Here is a 23,550-nt window from a genome sequence, read left to right on the forward strand (position 1 = left end):
TATTGACATGGAAACCCTGTCAATATCAGATGGGTTCAGGGTCGGCATGAATCGGCCACGGCAGGAGAAGATGGCCATGGAGTTCGCCTGGACCGACGACCAGCGGGCGTATCGCGAGCGGGTGCGGGGTGCGCTCGAAGAATTGCTCCCGGCGGACTGGGACAGCCATTATGCGCCCCAGGGCTATGGATCGGCCGACCAGATCGCCTTCAGCCGGACATTCTGCCCGCAACTGGCCGAACGCGACCTGCTGGTGCGTCACTGGCCCGAACAATGGGGCGGCCGAAGCGCCGATCCATGGGAACAGTTCATACTGGCCGAAGAGATGAAACAGCGCGGGGAACCGCGCGGCCCCCAATATATGAACGTCAACTGGCTTGGGCCGACGCTCATGAAATATGGCACGCCCCGGCAGCAGGCCGAGCATCTGGGCCGGATCGCGCGGGGTGAGGTAATCTGGTGCCAGGGCTATTCAGAGCCGGGGGCGGGCACCGATCTGGCCGCGCTCCAGACCCGCGCGCAGAAGGTGGAGGGCGGCTATGTCGTCAACGGCCAGAAAATCTGGACCAGTTATGCGGGGAAGGCCGATTTCTGTTTCCTGCTCGCGCGCACAGGCGCGGAGCGCAAGGCGATTTCCATCTTCCTGGTACCGATGGATTCAGCCGGGATAGAGGTGAAGCCTTTTCCGGGGCTCGTGAGCGAAGGGCATCTCAACGAGATGTTCTTTACCGACCTGTTCGTGCCCGACAGCGCCCGGGTGGGGGAAGAGGGCAAGGCCTGGGACATCATCACTTATGCGCTCGGCTTCGAGCGGGTCGGCATTCCGCGCTATCATGTAGGCAGAAAGCTGCTCGATCGCGCCATCGCACGATTGGCAGCGGAGGGGCGCGGCGATGATCCGATCATCAAGGCGAGGGTCGGCCGTATCCATGCCAAGTTCGAGGCAGCCCGCCTGTTGACCTATGTCGTCGTCGACGAACGCGCCAGGCAGGCGCCGCCCAGCGTCAACGGCAATATCAGCCGCATCGCCGCGTCTGAGGCCTGCACGGATCTCACCCATTTCCTGATGGAGTATCTGCCCGACATATTGGCGGGCGGCGACGCGATCCTGCGCGAATTCCATCGGGGCAACATCGCTGCGACCATCGCGGCAGGCACCTACGAGTTGCAACTCAACCTGATAGCGCGCGGCGCGCTTGACCTGCCGAAGGGGTAGACCATGGACATGGAACTGAACGGCGACCAGCAGATGCTGGTGGATGCGGTCCGTACTCTGGGGGCGAAATGGCGCGACATGCCGATGGGGCATGAGCGCGACTATAGCCATTTTGCCGCTGACCTTCAGGATGCGCTCGATGTGCACGGTTTTATGCGCGTCGGGGTGGATTGGGGAATGCTGGAGGCGGCGCTGGTGGTGCTGGAAATATCGCAGCTGCCGGTCGTGACAAGCGCCGGCGCGTCCGCGCTGGTGGCACCTGCATTGCTGGGCGGGACGCTCGACGATCCGATAGCGTTGCTGTCAGGCGACCTTGGCAAGGCGCAGCGGCTGCTGCCGGTGGCGCGCCATGGCCTGGCCGAGCGAAAAGGGCAGGCGGTTCTGCTCGATCTTTCAGGGATGGTCGTGGAGCCGGTCGAGTCCATCTTCGCCTATCCCTATGGCCGCTTCGTCACCGTACCGGATATGTCCGTGGCACGGCCCGTCGGGGATGCCGCCCGGCTGCGTCAATGGCATCGCGTCGCCATCGCTGTCGAATGTGCTGGCGCGGCGAAGGCTGCGATAACCCTGACCGTTCAGCATGTGAAGGACCGTATGGTGTTTGGCCGGCCGGTCGGATCGTTCCAGGCGGTGCAGCACCGGCTCGCCCAATGTCACCAGATCGCCTGCGCGATGCGGATGCTGGCCCTGTACGCTGCCTGGTCGGGCGAGGCGGTCGCGGCGGACATTGCGGCGACCTATGCGCAGGATCATGTCGGCAAGCTTGCCTTCGATCTGCACCAGTTCAACGGCGGCATGGGAGTGACGGCCGAGCATAAGCTGCATTTCTTCACCTATCGCCTGCGTGCGCTCCAGGCAGAACTGGGCGGTGCGGATGCGGCCGCCGGTGCGGTGTACGACGCGCTCTGGGACAGGGCCGCCTAGCTTTCTGCGCGCGTTCTTCAGGCTGGCGGAAAGCCTACGCTGGTCGCAACCTGTTGCGCGCAAGCGGCGATCATGCCTTCCAGGGTCACATCACTGCGCGCGCGATGGACATCCATCAGGGCGCCCAGTCGCTCCAGCATCATCATGATCGTGCCCGACATTGCGGCGGCAGGAGCGAAAGAAGGCGTGCGCCCCGCCTGCTGCGCCGCAACGATACGGTCGGCGAGCGCAACGAGCAGGGGCCTGACAGAATCCTCGCGCACTTGGACGAATCGCACGTCGCCCTCCTCGGCGGCGAGATTGCGGGTGCGCAGCAGTGCCCGATGTCCGTCCCAGAAGGCGATGTACAGCCTGACGAGGCTGATGGCCTTTTCCATGCTGTTGTCCTGGGTCCATTCGCTGTCGAACAGTGCCATGATCTGCGGGGTGCTCTGCACCAGTTCCGCGCTTGCGGCGCAAACCACTTCAATTACGCTGTCGAAATAAAGATAAAAGGTGGCCGATGCGGTTTTAGCGCGCGCAGCGATATCCACGACCTTGATGTCGCGGATCGGAATGCCGTTTAGCAGATCTACGGTTGCGTCGATCAGCCGGCGGCGGGTCTTCAGACCTTTGGCGCCCATGCGTTGTCCGCTTTGATTCTCTTTCGGTTGCGCAAGCGCGGTTTTCATATTCATTCCTGCGGCGTCGGTACTGGCGGTTCGAAGTCCGTCCCTGACATTCGTTCGTCTTTGCAGAAGCATCGGATTCTTGCAAATGCACAAGGCATTTCCTTTGCAGCGTGGGCGCCACCCATCATGCTGGCGCCTGCGCAAGGCGATGGGTAGGATCGTGGTCATGGAAGATGCTATGACTGATCATCTGGCCGCAGAGACTTTCGGCCCGCTTGGCGACCGGCCGATCATGTGGGTCGATTGCGCAACGGCCAGCGCAGAAGGGACTGCGCGCCGATATCGGCAAGATATGCGGGCGATCGTCGTCGGGGTCGATCTGGTCGGGGCGTGTCCGTCGCTTGATCCTGCGTTTTTCGACATGTTGCTGACCACCGTCGAGGCGCCGCCATCGCCATGGGTCGGCGTGGCGGTGAGTCGGATGAACGATCGGCGGCGGGCGATCGAAGCGCGCGTGGCCAAGGCGCCGATGGCGGCCGGGATAGCGATGGATGTTGCTCGCGCCTGCGATCATCTGCCTTTCGACCTTGGAATTACGGTGGAGTCGCTTGGCTACTCGACACTCCTGGCCGGGGGTGAATTTCGCACGTGGCGGCATGGCCGCGGGAGGCCGAGCGCAATTGTCGATGAAGTCGATCGGCCGCAGGTCCGCGTCGAGCGCGAGGACGATCATGTCACCATCACATTGGCCCGGCCCGATACGCGCAACGCGATGCGTGCGCCGATGCGGGATGCACTGCACGAGGCGCTATGCGCCGTGCTGGACGATCCGAGCCGTCCTGGCATGACGCTGCGCGGTGAGGGCGACTGCTTCTCGACCGGTGGCGACCTCGCCGAGTTCGGCATCGCAGACGACATGGCGAAGGCCCACGCGATCCGCACGCTACGATCCTGCGCGGCGCGTCTCCATGCATTGGGAGCGCGCGCGCGCGTCGAACTGCACGGTGCCTGCATCGGGTCCGGCATTGAAATCGCAGCCGCCGCAACGTACCGCTCCGCCCGGCCAGGCACCTTCTTTTTGTTGCCGGAACTGGACATGGGACTAATCCCCGGAGCGGGCGGTACAGTCTCCTTGGCCCGTGCCATAGGGCGGCATCGCGCCAGCTATATGCTGCTCAGCGGTCGGCGGATCGGCCTGGCCGAGGCGGTGCAATGGGGTCTGGTAGAGGAGGTGGCATGAACGCGGCCCGGCGTGCCGCCGTCCTGCTGGCCGAACGGATCGAGACGGCGACGGCCGCCTTTGGCAGGCGCGTGTCGCTTGATCCGCAGGCCGTGCTGGATCGTAGCGGCGACATAGACCTTGGAGAACCGGGGTTGGTATCGCCCAACGGCTATTGCCGAATGCTGGCGGCAGTGGACGGATGGGTCGCCCTCAATCTCGCGCGGCCCAGCGACCTGGAGCTGGTCCCGGCCTGGATCGGCGCAGAAATCGACGACGATCCATGGCAGGCGGCCCGCAATCATGCGGCGGTGACGACCGCCGCGCAGTTAATCGAAACGGGCCTCTTGCTCGGTCTGCCCGTGGCGCGTGTCGGCGAAGTTGGGAAAGGTAGTTTGTCGCCCGCTCTCGTCACCATAGGCGCTGGCGGCAGCCCGAAGGCGGCGCCGGTTGTTCTCGACCTGTCGAGCCTTTGGGCCGGGCCGCTGTGCGGGGCCATATTGGCGGAGATGGGCGCGCCAGTGACGCGCATCGAGGATCCGGCACGGGCCGATCCTACCCGCGTCACGACGCCGCATCATTTCGAGCGGCTGAACTGGAGGAAAAGGGAACGGACCTTCTCCTTTGGGACAGAGGCTGGACGCGCCCGGCTTCTTGCATTAGCCAGCGCCGCCGATGTCCTCATCACTAATGCCCGGCCGCGCGCCTTTGAAAGCCTCGGCCTGGCGCCGGCGCGGCTGTTCGCCGCAAATCCCGCGCTTATTTGGGTCGCTATAACTGGCCATGGCTGGACCGGCAAAGGGGGGAGCAGGGTCGCCTTCGGCGACGATGCCGCCGCGGCCGGGGGACTGGTCGACTGGGTCGAGGGCGGGCCGCAATTTATAGGCGACGCGTTGGCCGATCCGCTGACCGGCATGGCCGCGGCATTGGCGACGATCAGGGCGATGCAAATGGGCGGTGGCATTCTGGTGGATGCAGCCATGGCGCAGGTCGCAGCCGGTGCCGTGGACATGGTGGCATGAGAATGCTGCTACGGTCGGTCGCGCTTGACGGCGATCTCGTCGATGTGCGGATCGCAGATGGCCGCATCGCGCAAATTGGACGGGGATTGAGCGCGCACGAGGTGATCGTCGACGGGGACGGCGGGGCGCTGATCCCCGGTCTGGCCGATCATCATCTTCATATTCTCGCGACCGCAGCGCGGCGATCATCGGTCGTCATCGACGATGTTGTCGGGATGGACGATATCGCGGTGCGACTGGCGAAGGTCGAGGGGCGGGGATGGATCCGCGCGGTCGGCTGTCCGGCAACGCTGGCCGACACGATGACGTGCGACGATCTGGACGCGATACTGCCCGATCGGCCGTTGCGGATGCAGGACCAGACCGGCGCGCTGTGGCTGTTGAACGGCGTGGCGCTTGATCGGGTGCTGGGTGGCGTGGACGCCGACGGCTGGCCTGCCAGCGTCGAGCGCGATGGCGCGGGACGACCGACCGGGCGTATCTGGCGCGGCGATGATTGGCTGCGCGGCCGCCTAGTGGCTGAACCGCCCGACCTGGCGCCGCTGGGCCGCGAACTGGCGCGCTATGGCGTCACGGCGCTGGCCGATGCGAGCGTTTCCAATGATCCGCAGTCTGCCATACTGCTGGCCCATGCGGTGCGGACGGGCGCATTGCCTCAAAAGCTGATGCTGATGAGTGGTGGGCCGTTGGAGGCGCCGGCGGACCTCGCCTTTACGGTCGGGCCGGTCAAGATATTGATCGATGCGAGTGCGTTGCCGCCCTTCGACATCATGGTGGCAAAGATCGCCGATGCCCATGAAAATGGCCGGATGGTAGCGGTTCATTGCGTCACCGCGACGGAACTGGCCTTTACCCTCGCCGCCTTCGCCGAAGCGGGATGTCGAGATGGCGACCGGATCGAGCATGGCAGCGTCATTCCGCCTGATGCAATTGGCGCGATCCGCGATGCGGGCCTCCGGGTTGTGACCCAGGCGGGTTTCATCGCCGCGCGGGGCGACCGATATCTGCGCGACGTGGCAACGCAGGATCAGCCAGATCTCTATCGGTCTGCGTCTTTGCTACGCGGCGGCGTCAGGGTAGCGGGCAGTAGCGACGCGCCTTATGGACCGCTTGATCCATGGATCAGCATGGCGACTAGTATCGATCGCAGAGCGCCGTCAGGGGCGGTGGTCGGGGCAAACGAGATGCTGACGCCGAGAGCCGCGCTGGATCGCTATTTGTCGCCGCTCGATGATCCGGGCGGGACGCCGCGCCATATCGCGATCGGCGAGCCGGCCGACCTGTGCCTGCTCGACCGGCCATTGGACCGAGTGCTTGCCGCGCCATCATCGACCTACGTTAAAATGACCATGCGAGATGGCAGAATACTCTATCATCGCGACTAGGTTTGACACTCCGGTGCCAAGATGACATTGCGTCAGTTAATGAAAGCCGACAAGGCGTCCTTAGCCGGAGAGGTGGCATGACCCTATTGATCGACCTGAGCGGCAGAACAGCTGTGGTCACGGGCGGTGGCGGCGGTATCGGACGGGCGATCGCGATTCGCCTGGCGGAAGCCGGTGCGCATGTAGCGATCGGCGACATCGTCACTGAACGCTGCGAGGAAACCGCTGCACGTATTCGCGAATCAGGCCGGGAGGCGCTGGCCTTTCCCCTGGACGTGATGGATGACGATCAGGTTCGAGCGCTGGTAGCCGCCGTCGATGCGCAATTCGGCAGGGTCGACATATTGGTGAACAATGCCGGCGGTGTCTCGCGTCGAATGTTCGCCGACCAGTCTCAGCGAAGCTGGCAGCGCCATATCGATATCAACTTTACCAGCATGTTGACCGCTACCCATGCCGTCATCCCGATCATGCGGCGCGGCGGGCAGGGCGGCGCGATCGTCGGCGTCAGCAGTATGGGAGGGTCACGCGCCGCCCCCGGTTTTGCGGTTTATGCCGCATGCAAGGCCGCGATGGAAAGCTTCACCAAGTCGATGGCGCTGGAGCTGTCGGCCGACGGCATCCGGGTAAACTGCATCGCGCCAGACCACACGGTGACGCCGGGCAATCGCGGCAATCGGTCCGGGCCGGTCGATCCGACCAGTTGGGCCCAGCCCAGCCCTCAAATAGAGGACGCGATGTGCCGCGCCATACCGCTGGGTCGCGAGGGCGTGGACATGGAGTGTGGCGACGCGGTTGCCTTCCTCTGTTCGGATCTTGCGAGCTATATCACCGGCGTTACCCTGCCGGTTGATGGCGGGACGATGGCGGCGTCTGGATGGCACCGAGGCACACGGGGCAACTGGACCTTGGCGGAAGGACTGAATTTTGACTGAGAGCACGACAAGGCCGCCGATGATCGTCGAGCGGCCCGGCGAAATCGCCATCCTGACCCTCGACCGTCCCGACGCGATGAACCCGCTCGGACACAAGGGCGACGGCGCGGCGATCGAGGCGATCTGCGAGGATCTCAACGCCGATCTGCCAGTTCGCCGCGCGATCCTGACCGGCGCGGGGCGGGCCTTTTCCGTTGGCGGCGATGTCAAGGCGATGGCAGATTCGGAGAGCGCCTTTTCGCGTGGTGGCCTCATCACCCGCGATCATTACCGTAACAATATCCATGGCGCGGCGCGGGCGATCCATGGCCTTGACCTGCCGCTTATCGCAGCGGTCAACGCTGCCGCCATCGGCCTGAGCTGTGACGTTGCCTGCATGGCCGACATCCGCATCGCGTCTGACCGGGCGAAATTCGGCGTCACCTTCCTCAAGCTGGGACTTGTACCGGGCGATGGCGGCGCCTGGCTGCTGCCGCGCACCATCGGCATGAGCCGCGCGTCGGAATTGTTCTTCACCGGCGACCTGATCGACGCGGATACCGCCATGGCATGGGGGCTGCTCAGCCGGGTAGTTGTGCATGAAAGGCTGATGGACGAGGCACTTTCGCTGGCCGGACGGATTTGCGCGCAGCCGCCCCATTCTCTGCGCCTCACCAAATCGCTGCTGCGTCAGGGGCAGAGCGCCACCTAAGACGCGGCGCTGGAAGATGCGGCAACGGCGCAGGTGATGAGCCATGCCACCGCCGACTATCGCGAAGGGGTAAGCGCTCTGATCGAAAAACGCGCTCCTCAGTTCAAGGGAGAATGAGATGACCGCCGACCCGCACCTGGCCTTCATGCCGGAAGATGATTGCTATCACCAACTGTCGGACGATCCCTATGAGACGGAAACCAACTGGTGGTCGTTCAATATACCCGAGCGCAAGATCGGCTGCTGGATCCACACGCCCTATTATCCCAACCGCAAGACGGTGACCTGGCGCATCTTCGTCTGGGACGATCAGGGGATCGAGCCGGGACGGCTGGCCTATTACAAGAAGGTCGAGGAAGCGCCGATGCCGGACGACCCGGACCTGCGCGACATCAGCTTCCCGAAGGGCGGCTACAGCCTCAAGATGCTGGAGCCCGGGATGAAATATCATCTGGCCTATGAGGACAAGGAGCGCGGCTTCGCGCTCGATTTCATACATAGCGGCGTCCATCCGCCGCACCGCTTCCAGCCGGGCGAGCCGCCATTCATGCAGACGCCGCATTTCGACCAGCTGGGCCATGTCATGGGCACTATGACCTTGCGCGGCGAGAAGATCGCGATCGACGGCGTGGGCGTGCGGGATCGGACCTGGGGACCGCGCGGCGGCCCGTATCAGACCAGTCAGAAGAGACATGCCGACGACAGCCAGCGGGTGAAGCATCCGGGTGGGCCGCTCTGGCGCCAGATCGAGCGCGAGCGCGGGCGGGGACGGATCGACTATATTTATGGCCACAGCCTCGACTTCCAGACCGGCTTTCTCGGCTTCGTGCGGATGCAGGATGGCGATGCGAAAGGGTGGGCGCCAATGAATGTCGGCTGGTTGCTCAAGGACGGCGTGTTCGGAGAGATCGACAAGACGAAATCGCGGATGCTCAATTTCCGCGATCCCGTCGCGGGCTGGAACAGCCATATGTTGGTCGATCTCGCCGATACCACCGGTCGCACGCTTGAAGCCGAAGGCCAATCGGTCAGCCGGATGAGCGAGGGCGGCTACGGTCTCAACCAGTTGATGCGGTGGGAGATGGACGGCAAGATCGGCTGGGGCGAGGATCAGGACGTATGGGTGGGCGACCATTTCGCGCGAATGTTGAATGCGCTGAGGACGACGCGGTGAGCGATCCCAAGGCGCTTCTCCCCCAAGGTCTGGGCGATGCGGTGGAGCGGGCCGCCAGCGCCATCATCACGCAGGTGGTGCCGCGCGGCGGCGGCGGGGCGTCGCGCTCCGGCGCCGAGCTATCCCTGCAATGGCCCGATGGGACAGTCCGTCACGCCTATATGAATCACGATGTCGATCGGGCGGGAGCGGGCGACGATGCCGCTTTCCTGCGCGAGGCCGGCATATTGCGGGCCTTGTCTGGACCTCTCCGCGATGCTGGCGTCCGAACGGCTCCTTACATCACCAGCGTGCCCGAACTGCGCGCGCTTGTGACGGAAAAGGTGGCAGGCGAAGCCAATTTTCATACCGTTCGTGATCCCGCGCTGCGCTCTGCCATCGCGGCCGACCTGATGGGCCAGCTGGCGGCGCTTCATCGCATCGATGCCGCGAGCGTGGAGGGGCTGGGCGCCGTGCGGACCGTGCGTGACGAGATATTGACGCGGACGCAGGCGATCCGCGCGCATGTGCGCGCTCATGGCGACGACCCGCTGATCCATCTTGCGCTTGACTGGCTGGAAAACAACGTGCCACCCGAACCCGCCCGCGTTGTCGTCGTTCATGGCGACTGGGGGGCAGGCAATTTCATGTTCGAGGGCGACCGGGTGACGGCGCTGCTCGACTGGGAGCTGGTCCATTTCGGCGATCCGATGGCGGACATGGCGATGCTGTGCCTGCGCGGGCTGTTCCAGCCGCTGGTGCCGCTGCCCGAAGCCTTCGCCGCCTATGAGGCTGCCGGCGGCGAGACGGTCGATCTCGATCGGGTGCGGTACTGGCGTCTCTTGTTCCAGACCTGTTTCGCCAGTCGCGCCCGCCATGAGGATCCGGACGCGCCGCCGCCGCCCAACCTTGGCATGAACATGGTCTATTCGATGGTCCATCGTCGCGTGCTGGCGCAAGCGCTGGCGGAAGCGAGCGGCATCGACCTGCCCGAAGTCGAGATGCCCGATGCCGCGCCCGGCGCGCTCGATCGGTCTTTCAACATCGCCCTTGACGATCTGCGCGATATCATCGTGCCGCGCATTGCCGACCAGCAGGCGTCGGTCAAGGCCAAGGGACTCGCCCGGCTCGTCAAATGGTGGCAGGCCCATGCCCGCTACGGCCCTTGCTATGACGCGGCCGAGCGCAACGAACTGGCGCGGGCGCTGGGGCGATCCTTCGCAACTCGGACCGAAGGTCGTGAGGCGCTGCGCGACGCGGTGCTGGCCGGGACGATCGACAGGGCGGTTGCGATCTCGCTGGTCCATGCCCGCGTCGTTCGGGAGAATGCCCTGATGGCCGACGCCATGGGCAGCCTGGCAACAACCCACTTCGCGCCGCTGGAATAGCATAGAGGCAGGGCTTGTCTGGACCCGCCCGGCCGCGTCGCGCCGGGCGACCTTGAACCATGTCCTCGAATTTTGCGCCCCACGCGCCCGTTTGGGCAGATATCGGATGACGGTTTACATGCGTCCCATCGCACGATAAAAGACTGACACAATGTCAGCTATTGATCTCCGCATTGGGCGGAGGCGTGGCGCGATAGGGAGATGGACGATGCCGGACCGGCTGATTGGAAGCGCGCAATGACCAGGGTCATGGAGGGCGTGCGTGTTCTGGAAGTAGCGCAATTCACTTATGTGCCGGCAGCCGGCGCGGTGCTGGCCGATTGGGGCGCCGACGTGATCAAGATCGAGCATCCGGTGCGCGGAGACGCCCAGCGCGGCATCCAGATGCTGGCGCGTCTCGCAGTCAACCCGCAGCGCAGCAGCCTGATGCAGCATCCCAATCGCGGCAAGCGCTCCGTCGGGATCGATGTGTCCACGCCCGAAGGACAGGAGCTGATCTACGAACTCGCCAGGAACTGCGATGTGTTCCTGACCAACTACCTGCCCCAGCAGCGGCAGAAGCTGCAGATCGACCTGGAGCATATCCGGGCGGCCAATCCGGATATCATTTATGTGCGCGGGTCGGCCTTTGGCGAAAAGGGGCCGGAGCGGGAGAAGGGTGGTTTCGATTCCACGGCTTTCTGGGCGCGGGGTGGTTCGGCCAAGCTGGTCAGTCCGCCCGAACTGGGTGGTCCGCTACTCCAGCCCGGCCCGGCCTATGGCGACACGATTGGTGGCATGAACCTGGCGGGCGGGATCGCTGCTGCGCTGTTCCATCGTGAACGGACCGGCGAGGCGACGGAGGTCGATGTGTCGCTGCTCTCCTCCGGCATTTGGGCCACGGCGTGCAGCATCGATGTCGCGATGGAGCTGGACACGGTTCCGTTCCGGTCGGCCATGCCCGGCCAAGAGGACGCGGGCACCAACCCCTTTGTCGGTGTATTCGAAACCGCCGATGGCGGACACATCAATCTGACCGTTCTTAAGCCGGGTCCGTTCATCCAGGATGTCTTCGAGCATCTGCATATCGCCGAACATGCAAGCGATCCCCGCTTCGCGACCGATGTCGAACTGATGGCCCATGCAGCCGATGCGCAGGCGCTGGTGCGCGAAGCTTTCAAGCAGCATCCGTTCAAATATTGGCTGGAGCGCCTGAAGACGATGAGGGGCCAGTGGGCTGCCTACCAGACGGTGCTCGATGTCGCGACCGACGAACAGGTGCTGGCCAACGACCTGATCTTCGAAGTGGAATCCGCCGATGGCGGCGCGCCCATCCGGCTCGTCGCCAATCCGGTCCAGTTCAACAAGGCGGGCGTCCAGACCACCCGCGCGCCCGAACCCGGCGAACATACCGAATTGGTGCTGATGGAACTGGGCCTGGACTGGGACAGGATCGAGGAACTGAAGAACAAGGGCGCGATCGCCTGATCGCCCTTTCCAGGAGGAAAAGACATGCAGTTGAAGCCGGGATCGCGCTGGAAAAGTGCGGTATGCGATACCGAAGTCGTCGTGGTGCGCCCTCCCAAGGGTGATGTGGTGCTGGAATGCGGCGGGGCACCGATGGTCGCGAAGGACGCGCCCGTGCCGGAGGGGCTGGAACTGTCCGCCGATCTGGCCGGCGGCACGTCGGTCGGCAAACGCTATTTCAGCGATGCGATCGGCATCGAGGTACTGGGCAGCAAGGCCGGCAAAGGGTCGCTCTCCGCCAATGGCGTGCCGCTCGCACTCAAGGAAGCCAAGGCGCTTCCTGCGTCCGACTGATAGGGATCCGATAAAGCCATGCAGACGCATCTTCTGCTCGAAATGGGGGCGGACAGTTTCCCCGACCGGATCGCCATGTCAGGCGCCGGGACGACCATGGATTATGGCGAGTTGCTGGCGCGCGCACGCGCCGGCGCCGCCTGGGTGAGTGCGCAGGCGGGCGAACGGCTGGTGTTCGTCGGCCTCAACGGACCCACGCTGCCCGTTGCCCTGTTCGCCAGCGGCCTTGCAGGCAAGCCGTTCGTTCCGCTCAACTACCGTCTTTCGGATGCCGACCTGTGCAAGCTGCTGGCCCGCACCGCGCCGTCGATCGCTGTGGTCGATGCCGATATGCTGCCGCGCGTCCGGGGCGTGGATGGCGTGACTTTCATCGCCCGCGCCGCATTCGACGCCGCCTGTGTCGATCCTCTCTGGCGCAAGGCCGACCTGGACTATGCCGACGAGGACATCGCTGTGCTTCTGTTCACCAGCGGCACGACTGGCGAACCCAAGGCAGCGGTGCTGCGCCACGCCAATCTGACCTCCTATGTCATCTCGACCGTCGAGTTCATGGACGCGGATGATGGGGAGGCCGCGCTGGTCAGTGTGCCACCCTACCATATTGCGGGCATTTCGGCGATCCTGACCAATATCTACAATGGCCGTCGGCTCGTCTATCTCGACGCCTTTACGCCGGAAGCCTGGGTCGACCGTGTCCAGGCGGAAAAGGTGACGCACGCCATGGTGGTGCCGACAATGCTCGGCCGCATCCTCGACATACTGGATGTGCGCGGCGAACATCTGCCGAACCTGCGGGCACTGTCCTATGGCGGCGGCCGTATGCCGCAACCGGTGATCGAACGCGCGCTCGCCCACATGCCCCATGTCGATTATGTCAACGCGTATGGCCTGACGGAGACCAGTTCGACTATCGCGGTGCTGGGGCCGCAGGATCATCGCGATGCGATCGGGTCGGATGATCCGGCCTTGCGTCGGCGCCTGGGATCGGTCGGTCGGCCACTGCCAGCGCTGGAACTGGAGATACGCTGTCCCGAGGGACGGGTCGTGGCAGCCGGCGAGTCTGGCGAGATTCACGTCCGCGGCGAGCAGGTCGCGGGCGAATATACCCACAAGAGCGTGCTGAGCGCCGATGGCTGGTTCGCCACCAATGATGCGGGCTGGCTCGACGAGGATGGCTATCTCTATGTCGAGGGACGGCTGGACGATGTGATCGTGCGCGGCGGCGAGAATATCTCGCCTGGCGAGATTGAGGACGTGCTGCGCCAGCATCCTGGGGTCGCTGATGTCGCGGTGCTGGGCCTACCCGACGACCAGTGGGGGGAGCGGGTCGCTGCGGTCATCGTGCCCCATGATCCGGCGCCCAGCATACAGGAACTGGCTGACTGGGTGAAGGTGCGGTTGCGTTCCACCAAAACGCCGGAAAGCTGGGATTTTCGCGCGGAGCTCCCCTATAACGACACCGGGAAGCTGCTGCGCCGCGTGCTCAAAGCCGAGCTGGCGAAGGCGGCAGCCAGGGTCTGAGCAGTTGTTGGGAGGGGGCGGGCCTTGGTGCCCGCCCGGCCGTCCTCATACCGTCAGGAGCAGGCACCCGGCGATCGGTCCGCCCCCATTGGCGACCACGGCCACGTCCATGGGCTTGGAAACCTGCCGCGCGCCGCCCTGCCGGCGCAGCTGCACGCAGGCTTCGTGCAATATCCAATAGCCATGCATACGCCCTGCCGAAAGCTGGCCGCCATAGGTGTTGAGCGGCATTTCCCCGTCCAGCGCGATCCGGCTCGCGCCCTCCACGAACGGTCCGGCCTCACCATCCTTGCAGATACCCAGCGCTTCCAGCCAGGCGAAGGTCAGGAAGGTGAAACCGTCATAGAGCTGGGCGATGTCGATGTCGGATGGGCGAAGCGCCGTCTTGCTCCACATTTCCGCGGCCGCATCGACCGATGCCATCTTGGGATAATCGGACCGCATCGTCCAGGCGCCCTGGCCCCTGCTGCCGCCAAAGGCTTCTATGCGGATCGGCGGTTGGGGGCATTCCGCCGCATAATCGGGATGGGAAACGACCACCGCAATCGATCCATCGATCGGAATGTCGCAGTCGAGCAGGCCGAACGGCGTGGAGATCATGCGTGCATTCATGTAGTCGTCGAGCGTGAAGGGGTCGCGAAATACCGCCTGGGGATTGCGCGCTGCATTATGGCGAGTATTGACCGCCAGCCAGCCCAACTGCTCTTTGGTGGTGCCATATAATTCCATATGCCGCCGGCAATGCATACTGAGCCAGTTGGTAGCGGCATAGGCATGATAGGCGATCAGTTGCGGTGCATCGGCCATACCGTGGGGCATTTGCACCTGCGCGGCGGAGACGGCAGGCCCGGCACTGAACAGCCCGGTCTTGTCATTCTCCAGCAGGTTGCCGCCCATCATCTTGACCGTGCGATAGACCAGTACATGGCGCGCCTGGCCCGCCTCGACCGCTTCGGCCGCCGCCATGACATAAGATAGCAGGCCACCGCGGTCATAGCCCTGCCCGGCATAAGGCGGGTCGATACCGAGCGCTGCGCAGGCGGTGGCGCGCGGGGTGTCCCCCAGCGTCGCGACACCGTCCAGATCGGCCGCGGTCAGTCCCGCGTCCGCGATCGCCAAGCGGCTCGACTGGAGCGTGAGGTCGAGATCGCTGATCGCCGTCTTGCGACCGATGTCGGAAATACCGATGCCGGAAATCACGGCTTTCTTGCTCGACATCATCATCTCCTGTCTGTCGTTGAATCACTGGACAAAGTCTCTCCTAGAGCTAGGGTCGCGCCCTTGTCACGGGAGAAATGACAATGAGTCAGTTACAGGCTGCCGAGCCCGCGCCCAGGATGCTGGACATGTTACCCCAAACCTATCGCAGCTTCTGGACTGGCGGGCAGGACGGTGTGCTCCACCTGTTGCGCAATCGCCAGACCGGCCGTTTCGTCCACCCCTTCTGGCCAGTGGCAGACAATGACCCGCTGCTGGAAAGCGTGCCCGTGAGCGGTCGCGGGACGGTCTTTACCTACACCGTCAACCATCAGGCTTATAATCCTGCGGTCCAGCCGCCCTACGTGATCGCCATCGTGCAGTTGGAGGAACAGGAGGATCTGCGGATCGCCACCAACATCGTGAACTGCGATCCGCAGGATGTCACGATCGGTATGGCGGTGCAGGTGCGGTTCGAGCAGCAGGGCGGCCTGTTCGTGCCCGTGTTCGCACCGGCCTGACGCGCGAGCCGGTAGCGCGTGCACCGGTTCGGTTAATTCTTCACCGTCGATACACGCTGCCAATATTCTCGGCAGGGCGTTGAGCGCCTCGTTAAGAACCGCGCGATTGCGCGGCTCGCCACATGCAGCATGACAATGAAACCCGCAATTCGCCGCTTGCAAAATCACGTGGGCGGGCATAAAAATGACAAAATATCAGTTTTAAGAATGGCGCGAGGAGTTTTGAGGATGCAACTGGAAGACATGATCATCGTCAGCGTTGACGATCACGCCGTCGAATCCCCGGAAGCCTTCGTCCGCCACTATCCGGCGGACAAGAAGCCCCGCGCACCCAAGATTATCGATAAGGACGGCAAGGACGTATGGCTGTGGGATGGGAAGATCTACCCGACCATAGGCCTCAACGCCGTCGTCGGTCGTCCGCGCAGCGAATATGGCATGGAGCCGACGCGCTTCGAGCAACTGCGCCCCGGCTGCTTCGATCCCAAGGCGCGGGTCGACGACATGAACGTCAATGGCGTGCTGGGGTCGCTCAACTTCCCTACCATGCCGGGCTTTGCCGGCGGCACCTTCATCGCCAACCCGAACCGTGAAGAGGCTTTGCTCGCCATTCGGGCGTGGAACGACTGGCATGTGCTGGAATGGTGCGAAATCGGCAAGCATCGTCTGATCCCGATGATTATCCTGCCGCTTTGGGACATGGACCTTACCATCGCCGAAATGCGCCGGATGTCAAAATATGGCGTCCACAATATCGCCTTCCCGGACAATCCCGCGCGCGGCGGACTGCCCAGCATTCATAACGACTATTGGACGTCGTTCTGGAAGGAATGCTGCGACCTCAAGATGCTGCTCAACTGCCATATCGGCACTGGCAGCCGCGCGGAACATGCCTCTGACGAGACGCCGATCGACGCCTGGATCACGACCATGCCGATGGCGATCGCCAATTCCGCGGCGGACTGGTTGTTCGGCCGCTTCTGGAAGGATTTTCCGGACTTGCGCATGGCCCTGTCGGAAGGGGGCATCGGCTGGATTCCCTATTTCCTGGAACGGGCCGACTTCACCAATGAACATCATCATGAGTGGACCTTTACCGACTTCGCCAATGGCGAACGCCCGTCGGACGTGTTCAAACGCCATATCGTCACCTGCTTCATCGACGACCAGTTCGGACTGAAGAGCATGGAATATATGAACCCGGATATGGTTTGCTATGAAGCAGACTATCCACATTCCGACACTTTGTGGCCCAACTGCCCGGAACATCTATGGCTGTCGGTTCAAGGTCTTAGCGACGGGGTGATTAACAAGGTCACGCACGAAAATGCCATGCGGGTGATGAATTTCAACCCGATTGAGGCGCTGGGCGGCCGCCAGAACTGCACCGTCGGGCATCTGCGCGAATTGGGTAAGGACGTCGATGTCAGCCCGCGCCAGGGGCTGGGTGGGTTGAAGACGGACAGTATGCACACCGTCGGCGATGCCCGCCGTCCGGTCACGTCGGGCGAGATCATGGCGATGTTCGCTGCGGCCTGAGGAGCGGCCGAAAAGATGAAGTCGCGGGGACAAGGCGAGCCGTCGCCATGGCCCCGCCCCGTTTTTTTTGGGGGGGGGCGGCGTGGGCAACTGGACCATGGCGCGGATCGTCGCAGCGCGAGCAGCGCGGGGTTGCCTTGGGCCGGGATCCGTCCGGTTGCCGCTTGCTCACGGGTTAAGCCTGCAAGTTTGGCAACATAGGAAGGGTCTTTCGTCTGACCGCGACGCCTTCCGCCCGACGGCAATAGCGTCGGTAGGGCCGCTCCAGCAGCGCCTGATCCGTCCCCCGGCCCGCTTGACCAAGAGACGTGTCTGTCCGCGATGACGACCGCGCCGTCGGGACAGGCGCCGCCTCCGGTAACCCGTTCGATTGGTCCCAGCGCGCTGTCCGGCCGGATACCTCACATCGCCGAAATGCCGCCATCCAGCTTGAGTTCGGCGCCCGTCATCATCCGGCTTTCGTCGGACGCGAGATAGAGGACGGCATAGGCGACATCATCGGGTTCCCCGACACGACCAATCGGGATCTGCCGCGCGAGCTTGGCGAGCCGCTCTTCCTGCGTCCCACGCCCGATGCCGTCCAGCAACGGCGTGTTGACAAAGGTAGGGTGCACTGAGTTGCACCGTATATCGAGGCCTTCGCGTGCACAGTAGAGGGCAATGGATTTGCTGAGCATCCACACGGCCGCCTTGGACGTATTGTAGCCTACGAAGTTGGCGCTCGCGATCATCCCCGCGATCGACGAGATATTGACGATCGATCCGGGCATATGGTCACGCATCACGCGCAGTGCGGCGCGACTGCCGAAGAAGACGCTGTCGACATTAATCGCCATGGTCCGGTCCCAAAGGTCGGTCGGCATATCCTCGATCGTGCCCATGGGCGCGATGCCGGCGTTGTTGACCAGTACTGACAGGCCGCCCATCGCCGCCGCCGCCGCGTCGATGACCGGTCGCCACCCTTCCTCGTCCGTGACGTCGAGGAAGAAGGCGCAGGCTGTGCCGGTGCCCAGTTCCACATTGATCGCGTCCGCCAGGGCGGCGGCGCCGGACAGGTTCAGGTCAGCGATTGCGACCTTGGCACCATGGCGCGCGAGCATCCAGGCGCTCGCCGCGCCCAGGCCTTGCGCACCGCCGGTGACCAGTGCCTTTTTGCCGGCGACACGCCCCGATCTGTCGGTCGACGCGCTCAGCGAATTTCCCACTTCTTGGCATTGTTCATGATTGCCCAGCGATCGACCTGCGCGGTCCCGATGGGGTTGCCGAGAAAACAATATTTGAGACCCGTCTGGAGCGCGCCGGTACGGGTCTGGTCCAGCGACTCCCAGATCGCACGCACTGTGCCCTGCGTGGCAGCGGGCGGCTTGGCTGCGATCTGCCGCCCCAGTTCGTCAGCCCGCTCCCAAAGCCGCTCCAGGGTGACGACTTCGCTCACCAATCCGATCCGCTTGGCGGTCTCCGCGCCGATCCGCTCGTCATTGCCGAGGAGGGCCATGCGCAGTACGTCGCCCAATGGCATCCGATAGGTCGCACCGATGGGTTCCAGCGCCGACGTCATGCCATAGGTGACATGGGGGTCAAAGAAGGTCGCTTCGTCCGAGCAGATGATGATGTCGCTCTCGTTGATCCAGTAGAAGGCGCCGCCCGCAGCCATGCCGTGCACGGCGCAGACCACTGGCTTCCAGCAGCGATTGGCCTTGGGGCCCAGGAAGTCACCAGGATCCTGCGCGGTCCAGATATTGTCGTGCATGATCTTGCCTTCGGGCGTCTGGCTGTCCTTGACGTCCACGCCCGTCGAGAAAGCCCGCCCCTTCGCTGCCCGCAGCACGACGCAATGGACATCATCGTCGGCCGATATATCCTTCCACAGATAGTCGAACTCTTCCAGCATCCGTTTGGTAAAGGAGTTCAGCGCTTCGGGTCGGTTGATCGTGACGGTGGCCACATGATCGGTCTTTGTGACGATGATAGTTTCATATTCCATCGGGACGTTCCCCTATAACTAGGTTAGATAGGCCTTATTCCGCCGTGCCGATATGTGCAAGCTTGCCAAGCTCCCGCCGCCGGTTTTAGAACAAGGTTCACCTTTTTGGGGAGATGAATTTGTCCCGCGTGCGTAACGAGATGACAACTGACCAGGCGCCGCCGGCAGCCGGGCCTATTCGCGTGCCCAAGACATCCGAAGTTGTTGCTGATCATATTCGCAAGCGCATTGTGCGCGGCGAGCTGAAGGAGGGCGATTTTCTACCGCCCGAAGGCCAATTGATGGTGACGCTGGGTATATCCCGCCCCACGTTGCGAGAGGCGTTTCGCATCCTTGAAGCCGAAATGCTCATCAGCGTCGGTCGCGGGTCGCGTACCGGTGCCCGGGTTCATGCGCCGCGCGTCGAAAGCGTGTCGCGTTACGCAGGATTCGTTTTGCAGTCCCAGGGTACGACCGTCGGCGACATCTACGAGGCGCGGCTCGCGATTGAGCCTTATATTGCACGGCGCCTGGCGGAAAAGCCGCCCAAGGATGTCGTCGGCCGACTGACGAGTGAAATCGATCGTTTGCAGGCGATGGTCGAGGAAGCCCGCTATGTCGATTTCATGATCGGTCTGGCTGAGTTCCATCGTATTCTGGTCGAGTTGGGGGGCAATCAGACGCTGCTGTTCCTCACGACCATCCTGCATGGCGTGGTGGCCCGGTATCAGGTCGAGCATCTCGAGAGGCGCGCCGTTTCGGACGAGATCCAGCGCAAGCGATCGCTGGGCGGTATTCGGTCCTTCCGCAAGCTGGTGGCGCTGATCGAAGCAGGCGATGGCGACAAAGCGGAAGCGCATTGGCGTCTGCATGTTATCAATGCAAACAAGTCCTGGCTGGAGCCTGACCAAGCCGACAGCCTGATCGAAGTGTTGGATTAGCCGATCATGGCTGCGTCCCTTTTGCCGATGCGGTCCTGGCTATTCGTGCCGGGCGATGATGATCGCAAAATGGCTAAGGCGGTGGACAGTGCGGCCGACATCGTCCTGTTCGACCTGGAAGATGCTGTCGCGACCGAAAAAAAGGCTATCGCTCGTCAAACTGTTTGCGCCGTTCTGAAGACGCGGGCGGACGGGCACGAAAGATTGTGGGTCCGGGTCAATCCGCTGGATGGACCTTATACACTTGATGATCTGGTTGCGATCATGCCCGAACGGCCCGGCGGGATCATGCTGCCCAAGGTTCACGGACGGCAGGATGTGGAAAGGCTGGACCATTATCTCTCTGCGTTGGAGGCGGTGAATGGCATCGCGCCGGGATCGACCCCGGTGATCGCGCTGGTGACTGAAACTGCCCAAGCGATGTTCCATACCGGCGACTATAAGGGGGCGCCGCGTGTCGTGGCGCTGACATGGGGCAGTGAGGATCTGGCTGATTCGCTCGGCGCGACCACGAATCGAAATTCCGACGGCAGCTATGGTTTTACCTATGAACTGGCGCGGTCCTTATGTCTTTTGGGCGTGGCTGCGGCTGGGGTGACGGCGATAGATACGATACAGAGCGATTTTCGCGATCTTGACGGCCTGAAGATGCGGGCGGAAAGTGTGCGACGCGAAGGGTATCGAGGCATGTTGGCGATCCATCCTGCACAGGTGGATGTGATCAACGCAGCGTTCAGCCCAACAGACGCGGAAATCGCGGAAGCGCAAGCGATCGTTGATCTTTTCTCTGCCAGTCCGGGCACCGGCGCCATAGGTTACAGGGGCGGGATGCTCGACCGGCCCTTTCTGTCGCGCGCTCAGAAATTGCTTGAACAGGCCGGCCTTCGCTGATCGCAGGTGCGGCTCAATTGGCACGCACCAACAGGAAACATCCCGCCAGAGGCCCGCCAGCGGTTGATAGCGCTGTGACGCGTGGCGTGCCATTGACCTGTCGGTTGCCACCCAGTCCTCGCAACTGCACGCACGCTTCATGCACCTGCCCATAGGCGTGCATCCGTCCGGCGGACAGCGCGCCGCCGTTGGTGTTGATCGGGAGATCGCCCTCGAGCGCGATGCGGCTGCCGTCGCCGATGAAGTCACCCGCTTCATACCGACCGCAAAAGCCGAAATTTTCCAACCAGTTGATAGTATGGAAGCTGAATCCGTCGTAAAGTTCAGCGACGTCGACGTCGGCGGGCTTGAGGTCGGTGCGGTTCCACATCATTTGCGCCACTTTGGGCTGGGCCTGGGTGGCGAGTGCGTCGAGTTGGGTCCAGCTGTTGCGATACTGCATGGAACTGCCGATCGCTTCTATATGGGTAACGGGATGTGGCCCGTCGCGCGCCGCGTCGATGTGACTCAGGATTATGGCCGTCGAACCGTCGATCGGGACGTCGCAGTCGAACAAGCGCAACGGCGTGGAGATGATCGGAGAGGCGAAATAATCATCCATGTCGATCGGCGTACGATAGATGGCCGCAGGATTGCGGCTCGCATTGCGCCGGCCGTTGATCGCGATCTGTGCGACCTGCTCGGGCTTGATACCCGATTCATGGACGTAACGCTGAAACATGAGCGCCTGCTGGGCCGCGGCGGCATAGGTGTGATAGGGCGCATACCAGGCGAAGGGGCCGCGCACTCGATCGCCAGGCCTATTCAGCGCGTTGGCAAAACCCGCCTTGCGCGCGGTTGCTTCATACATGGTGCGGAATATGAGTATGTGGCGGCATAGTCCGGATGCGATCGCGCCGATCGCGTTGAACAGCGCGCCGAACTGCCCCGACGTTTCGGCAGCGTTGGAATACCAGCCCAGCTTGAGCCGCAGCGCATCCTGCAAGGCTGGAATGCCGACATCGGAAAAGCCCGATCCATCCGCCCGGTCCCCTGGCCAGGTAGCCATGCCGTCTATGTGGGCGCGGGTCAGGCCTGCGTCCGCGATCGCCTCCAGAGCCGCGTCGATCGTCAGGCCAAGCGCAGACTTGTCCGCCCCGCGCGATATTTTCGACTGCCCGATTCCTGTAATCGCAGTCTCTTTTTCGGCATAGGCGGTCATGCGTCATGCTCCACCGAAGCGGATATGGGCGCAAATAGCGGCACCCAAAGATCATCCACCTGCTCGAAGCGCACCGTGACCGGCATGTTGATCTCCACCTCGTGCGGCGCACAACCGACGATATTGGTGGCGAGTCGTACCTCGGGACTTTCCTCCAGCGCGACGAGCGCCAGCACATAGGGCACGGTGAGGCCGGGCATCCATTGCTTGTGATTGACCGTGAAGCTCTCGATCGTGGCGCGCCCGGACACCGCATGGGGCGCCGTATCGCGCCCTTCGCATTGGGGGCAGAAGCCGGTCGGCGGATGAATGAGATGATGGCAATCATTACATCGTTCGATCAGCAGCCTGCCATCCTTCCCGCCGGTCCAGAAGGGCAGGGTGTCGCGATCGGTCGCGGGCAGCGGACGGAGGATCTTATCGGTCATCGCGCGCCCGCCCCATTTGCGCCAAAAGCAGTTTGTCGCAAATCCCGTCGCCAAGCAGGACCATCGTGCACGATGGTTTGTGCGTCATCGCCGTCAAATTCCCCTCCCGCGAACCAAGTATCTTGCGCTTTATGCTGTATCACCTAGTGAACCATGATAGGCATCGACCGTCAAATCATATGGAGACCCGGACGCGTGGCAGAGATGGACGAAGCACAGGCCCCCGAGGTGCTGGTGGATAATGAGGGCGGCGTTCGCATCATCACGTTGAACCGGCCCGACAAACTCAATGCGCTCGCCGACGGCATCATGACCTTGCTGGCCGACGCGACCGCCGATGCGGCGCGCGATCCCACGGTGGGCTGTGTGGTCGTAACGGGGGCGGGGCGCGGCTTCTGCGCAGGAGGCGATCTCAAGGGGGGCGGGCACAAGCCGCTTCCCGCGAACAATGATGTGGGCGGCCGCGTGGAGCAGGGGTTCGCCCGCCTGCGCGGTTACATGGAAACCTCCCGCCTGCTGCATGAAATGCCCAAGCCGACGATCGCGATGGTGAACGGCCCGGTGGCAGGCGCGGGGATCGGCATCGCCGGGGCTTGCGATTTGCGGTTCGCCGGCCGATCGGCCACCTTCCTGTCTGCATTCGACCGGATCGGCGCCGGTGGCGATTTCGGCTCCAGCTATTTCTGGACCAAGATAGTGGGTTCGGGCGTCGCGCGTGAAATCTTTTTCCTGGGCGAGAAATATGACGCCGAATCCGCGCTGGCCAAGGGCATCTACACCCGTCTCTTCGACGATGCCGTGCTGCGTGCGGAAACGCTCAAGGCGGCGCACCGTCTCGCCAACGGTCCGCGCATGGGGTATCGGTACATGAAGTCGAACCTCAATATCGCCGAGGACAGCGCGTTCGAAACCGCGCTGGATCATGAGGCTCTGAACATGGGGCTGTCTACCACCGTCACGGCGCAGATCTATAAGGCGATGCAGGAGGCAAAGGGCGCCTGACC

At 63.2% G+C, this 23,550-nt stretch carries 23 protein-coding genes; 17 read left to right on the plus strand and 6 right to left on the minus strand.

Annotated features, from left to right (window positions below; genetic code table 11):
- Positions 1–76 precede the first annotated feature (76 nt).
- Positions 77–1,216: an acyl-CoA dehydrogenase family protein gene (locus HH800_RS08880; protein ID WP_169860786.1), complete on the plus strand. Its 1,140-nt coding sequence runs from the start codon at positions 77–79 to the stop codon at positions 1,214–1,216.
- A 3-nt stretch (positions 1,217–1,219) separates the two neighbouring features.
- Positions 1,220–2,140: an acyl-CoA dehydrogenase family protein gene (locus tag HH800_RS08885; RefSeq protein WP_169860787.1), complete on the plus strand. Its 921-nt coding sequence runs from the start codon at positions 1,220–1,222 to the stop codon at positions 2,138–2,140.
- A gap of 17 nt (positions 2,141–2,157) precedes the next feature.
- Here HH800_RS08885 and HH800_RS08890 read toward each other — a convergent pair whose 3' ends face one another.
- The gene (locus HH800_RS08890) at positions 2,158–2,811 is read right to left on the minus strand and encodes a TetR family transcriptional regulator (RefSeq protein ID WP_169860788.1); all 654 of its coding nucleotides are present in this window, start codon (positions 2,809–2,811) and stop codon (positions 2,158–2,160) included.
- 178 nt (positions 2,812–2,989) lie between these two features.
- Between HH800_RS08890 and HH800_RS08895 the strand changes: the two genes are divergently transcribed.
- From HH800_RS08895 to HH800_RS08940, 10 genes are all read left to right on the plus strand, one after another.
- Entirely contained in the window at positions 2,990–3,991 is a 1,002-nt protein-coding gene (locus tag HH800_RS08895; RefSeq protein WP_169860789.1) for an enoyl-CoA hydratase/isomerase family protein, read from the plus strand.
- Complete coding sequence (locus HH800_RS08900) at positions 3,988–4,992, plus strand: CoA transferase (protein WP_169860790.1); 1,005 nt, start codon at positions 3,988–3,990, stop codon at positions 4,990–4,992. The genes HH800_RS08895 and HH800_RS08900 overlap by 4 nt, the downstream gene beginning before the upstream one ends.
- On the plus strand, positions 4,989–6,377 hold the full coding sequence (locus HH800_RS08905) for an amidohydrolase family protein (RefSeq protein WP_169860791.1): 1,389 nt from the start codon (positions 4,989–4,991) through the stop codon (positions 6,375–6,377). The genes HH800_RS08900 and HH800_RS08905 overlap by 4 nt, the downstream gene beginning before the upstream one ends.
- A gap of 77 nt (positions 6,378–6,454) precedes the next feature.
- Entirely contained in the window at positions 6,455–7,312 is an 858-nt protein-coding gene (locus HH800_RS08910) for an SDR family NAD(P)-dependent oxidoreductase (RefSeq protein WP_169860792.1), read from the plus strand.
- Positions 7,305–8,003, plus strand: coding sequence for an enoyl-CoA hydratase-related protein (locus HH800_RS08915; protein ID WP_235682066.1), 699 nt, complete (start codon positions 7,305–7,307; stop codon positions 8,001–8,003). The genes HH800_RS08910 and HH800_RS08915 overlap by 8 nt, the downstream gene beginning before the upstream one ends.
- 118 nt (positions 8,004–8,121) lie before the next feature.
- Positions 8,122–9,177, plus strand: a complete 1,056-nt coding sequence (locus HH800_RS08920) for a DUF7065 domain-containing protein (RefSeq protein WP_066856920.1) — start codon at positions 8,122–8,124, stop codon at positions 9,175–9,177.
- Positions 9,174–10,544, plus strand: coding sequence for a phosphotransferase family protein (locus HH800_RS08925; RefSeq protein ID WP_169860793.1), 1,371 nt, complete (start codon positions 9,174–9,176; stop codon positions 10,542–10,544). Before HH800_RS08920 ends, HH800_RS08925 begins: the two co-directional genes overlap by 4 nt.
- 237 nt (positions 10,545–10,781) lie before the next feature.
- Positions 10,782–12,011, plus strand: coding sequence for a CaiB/BaiF CoA transferase family protein (locus tag HH800_RS08930; RefSeq protein ID WP_169860794.1), 1,230 nt, complete (start codon positions 10,782–10,784; stop codon positions 12,009–12,011).
- A gap of 24 nt (positions 12,012–12,035) precedes the next feature.
- Positions 12,036–12,344: a hypothetical protein gene (locus HH800_RS08935; protein ID WP_169860795.1), complete on the plus strand. Its 309-nt coding sequence runs from the start codon at positions 12,036–12,038 to the stop codon at positions 12,342–12,344.
- An 18-nt stretch (positions 12,345–12,362) separates the two neighbouring features.
- On the plus strand, positions 12,363–13,865 hold the full coding sequence (locus HH800_RS08940) for a class I adenylate-forming enzyme family protein (protein WP_169860796.1): 1,503 nt from the start codon (positions 12,363–12,365) through the stop codon (positions 13,863–13,865).
- Between the two features lie 45 nt (positions 13,866–13,910).
- Here the strand turns inward: HH800_RS08940 and HH800_RS08945 are convergent, their stop codons facing one another.
- Positions 13,911–15,083, minus strand: a complete 1,173-nt coding sequence (locus tag HH800_RS08945) for a thiolase family protein (RefSeq protein WP_206379204.1) — start codon at positions 15,081–15,083, stop codon at positions 13,911–13,913.
- Positions 15,084–15,166: 83 nt separating this feature from the next.
- On the opposite strand from HH800_RS08945, the gene HH800_RS08950 reads away from it, so the two are divergent.
- Both HH800_RS08950 and HH800_RS08955 read left to right on the plus strand, forming a co-directional pair.
- Positions 15,167–15,583, plus strand: coding sequence for a Zn-ribbon domain-containing OB-fold protein (locus HH800_RS08950; RefSeq protein WP_066856906.1), 417 nt, complete (start codon positions 15,167–15,169; stop codon positions 15,581–15,583).
- A gap of 228 nt (positions 15,584–15,811) precedes the next feature.
- On the plus strand, positions 15,812–17,122 hold the full coding sequence (locus HH800_RS08955) for an amidohydrolase family protein (protein ID WP_169860798.1): 1,311 nt from the start codon (positions 15,812–15,814) through the stop codon (positions 17,120–17,122).
- A 401-nt stretch (positions 17,123–17,523) separates the two neighbouring features.
- On the opposite strand, the gene HH800_RS08960 is transcribed toward HH800_RS08955, so the two are convergent.
- Complete coding sequence (locus HH800_RS08960) at positions 17,524–18,327, minus strand: SDR family oxidoreductase (protein WP_235682067.1); 804 nt, start codon at positions 18,325–18,327, stop codon at positions 17,524–17,526.
- Entirely contained in the window at positions 18,312–19,106 is a 795-nt protein-coding gene (locus tag HH800_RS08965) for an enoyl-CoA hydratase/isomerase family protein (protein ID WP_169860799.1), read from the minus strand. Before HH800_RS08965 ends, HH800_RS08960 begins: the two co-directional genes overlap by 16 nt.
- Before the next feature lie 140 nt (positions 19,107–19,246).
- Here HH800_RS08965 and HH800_RS08970 point away from each other — a divergent pair, with 140 nt between their 5' ends.
- Together HH800_RS08970 and HH800_RS08975 are read left to right on the plus strand one after the other, a co-directional pair.
- Positions 19,247–20,026: a FadR/GntR family transcriptional regulator gene (locus HH800_RS08970; RefSeq protein WP_169860800.1), complete on the plus strand. Its 780-nt coding sequence runs from the start codon at positions 19,247–19,249 to the stop codon at positions 20,024–20,026.
- Positions 20,027–20,032: 6 nt separating this feature from the next.
- On the plus strand, positions 20,033–20,917 hold the full coding sequence (locus tag HH800_RS08975; protein ID WP_169860801.1) for an HpcH/HpaI aldolase/citrate lyase family protein: 885 nt from the start codon (positions 20,033–20,035) through the stop codon (positions 20,915–20,917).
- A 13-nt stretch (positions 20,918–20,930) separates the two neighbouring features.
- Here the strand turns inward: HH800_RS08975 and HH800_RS08980 are convergent, their stop codons facing one another.
- Entirely contained in the window at positions 20,931–22,118 is a 1,188-nt protein-coding gene (locus HH800_RS08980; protein WP_169860802.1) for a thiolase family protein, read from the minus strand.
- Positions 22,115–22,546: a Zn-ribbon domain-containing OB-fold protein gene (locus HH800_RS08985; RefSeq protein WP_169860803.1), complete on the minus strand. Its 432-nt coding sequence runs from the start codon at positions 22,544–22,546 to the stop codon at positions 22,115–22,117. Before HH800_RS08985 ends, HH800_RS08980 begins: the two co-directional genes overlap by 4 nt.
- Before the next feature lie 204 nt (positions 22,547–22,750).
- Between HH800_RS08985 and HH800_RS08990 the strand changes: the two genes are divergently transcribed.
- Positions 22,751–23,548 (plus strand): enoyl-CoA hydratase-related protein, encoded by a 798-nt coding sequence (locus tag HH800_RS08990; protein ID WP_169863280.1) that lies wholly within the window; start codon positions 22,751–22,753, stop codon positions 23,546–23,548.
- Positions 23,549–23,550: the final 2 nt, after the last annotated feature.

The organism is Sphingobium yanoikuyae, from assembly GCF_013001025.1.
Classification (GTDB): Bacteria; Pseudomonadota; Alphaproteobacteria; order Sphingomonadales; family Sphingomonadaceae; genus Sphingobium; species Sphingobium yanoikuyae_A.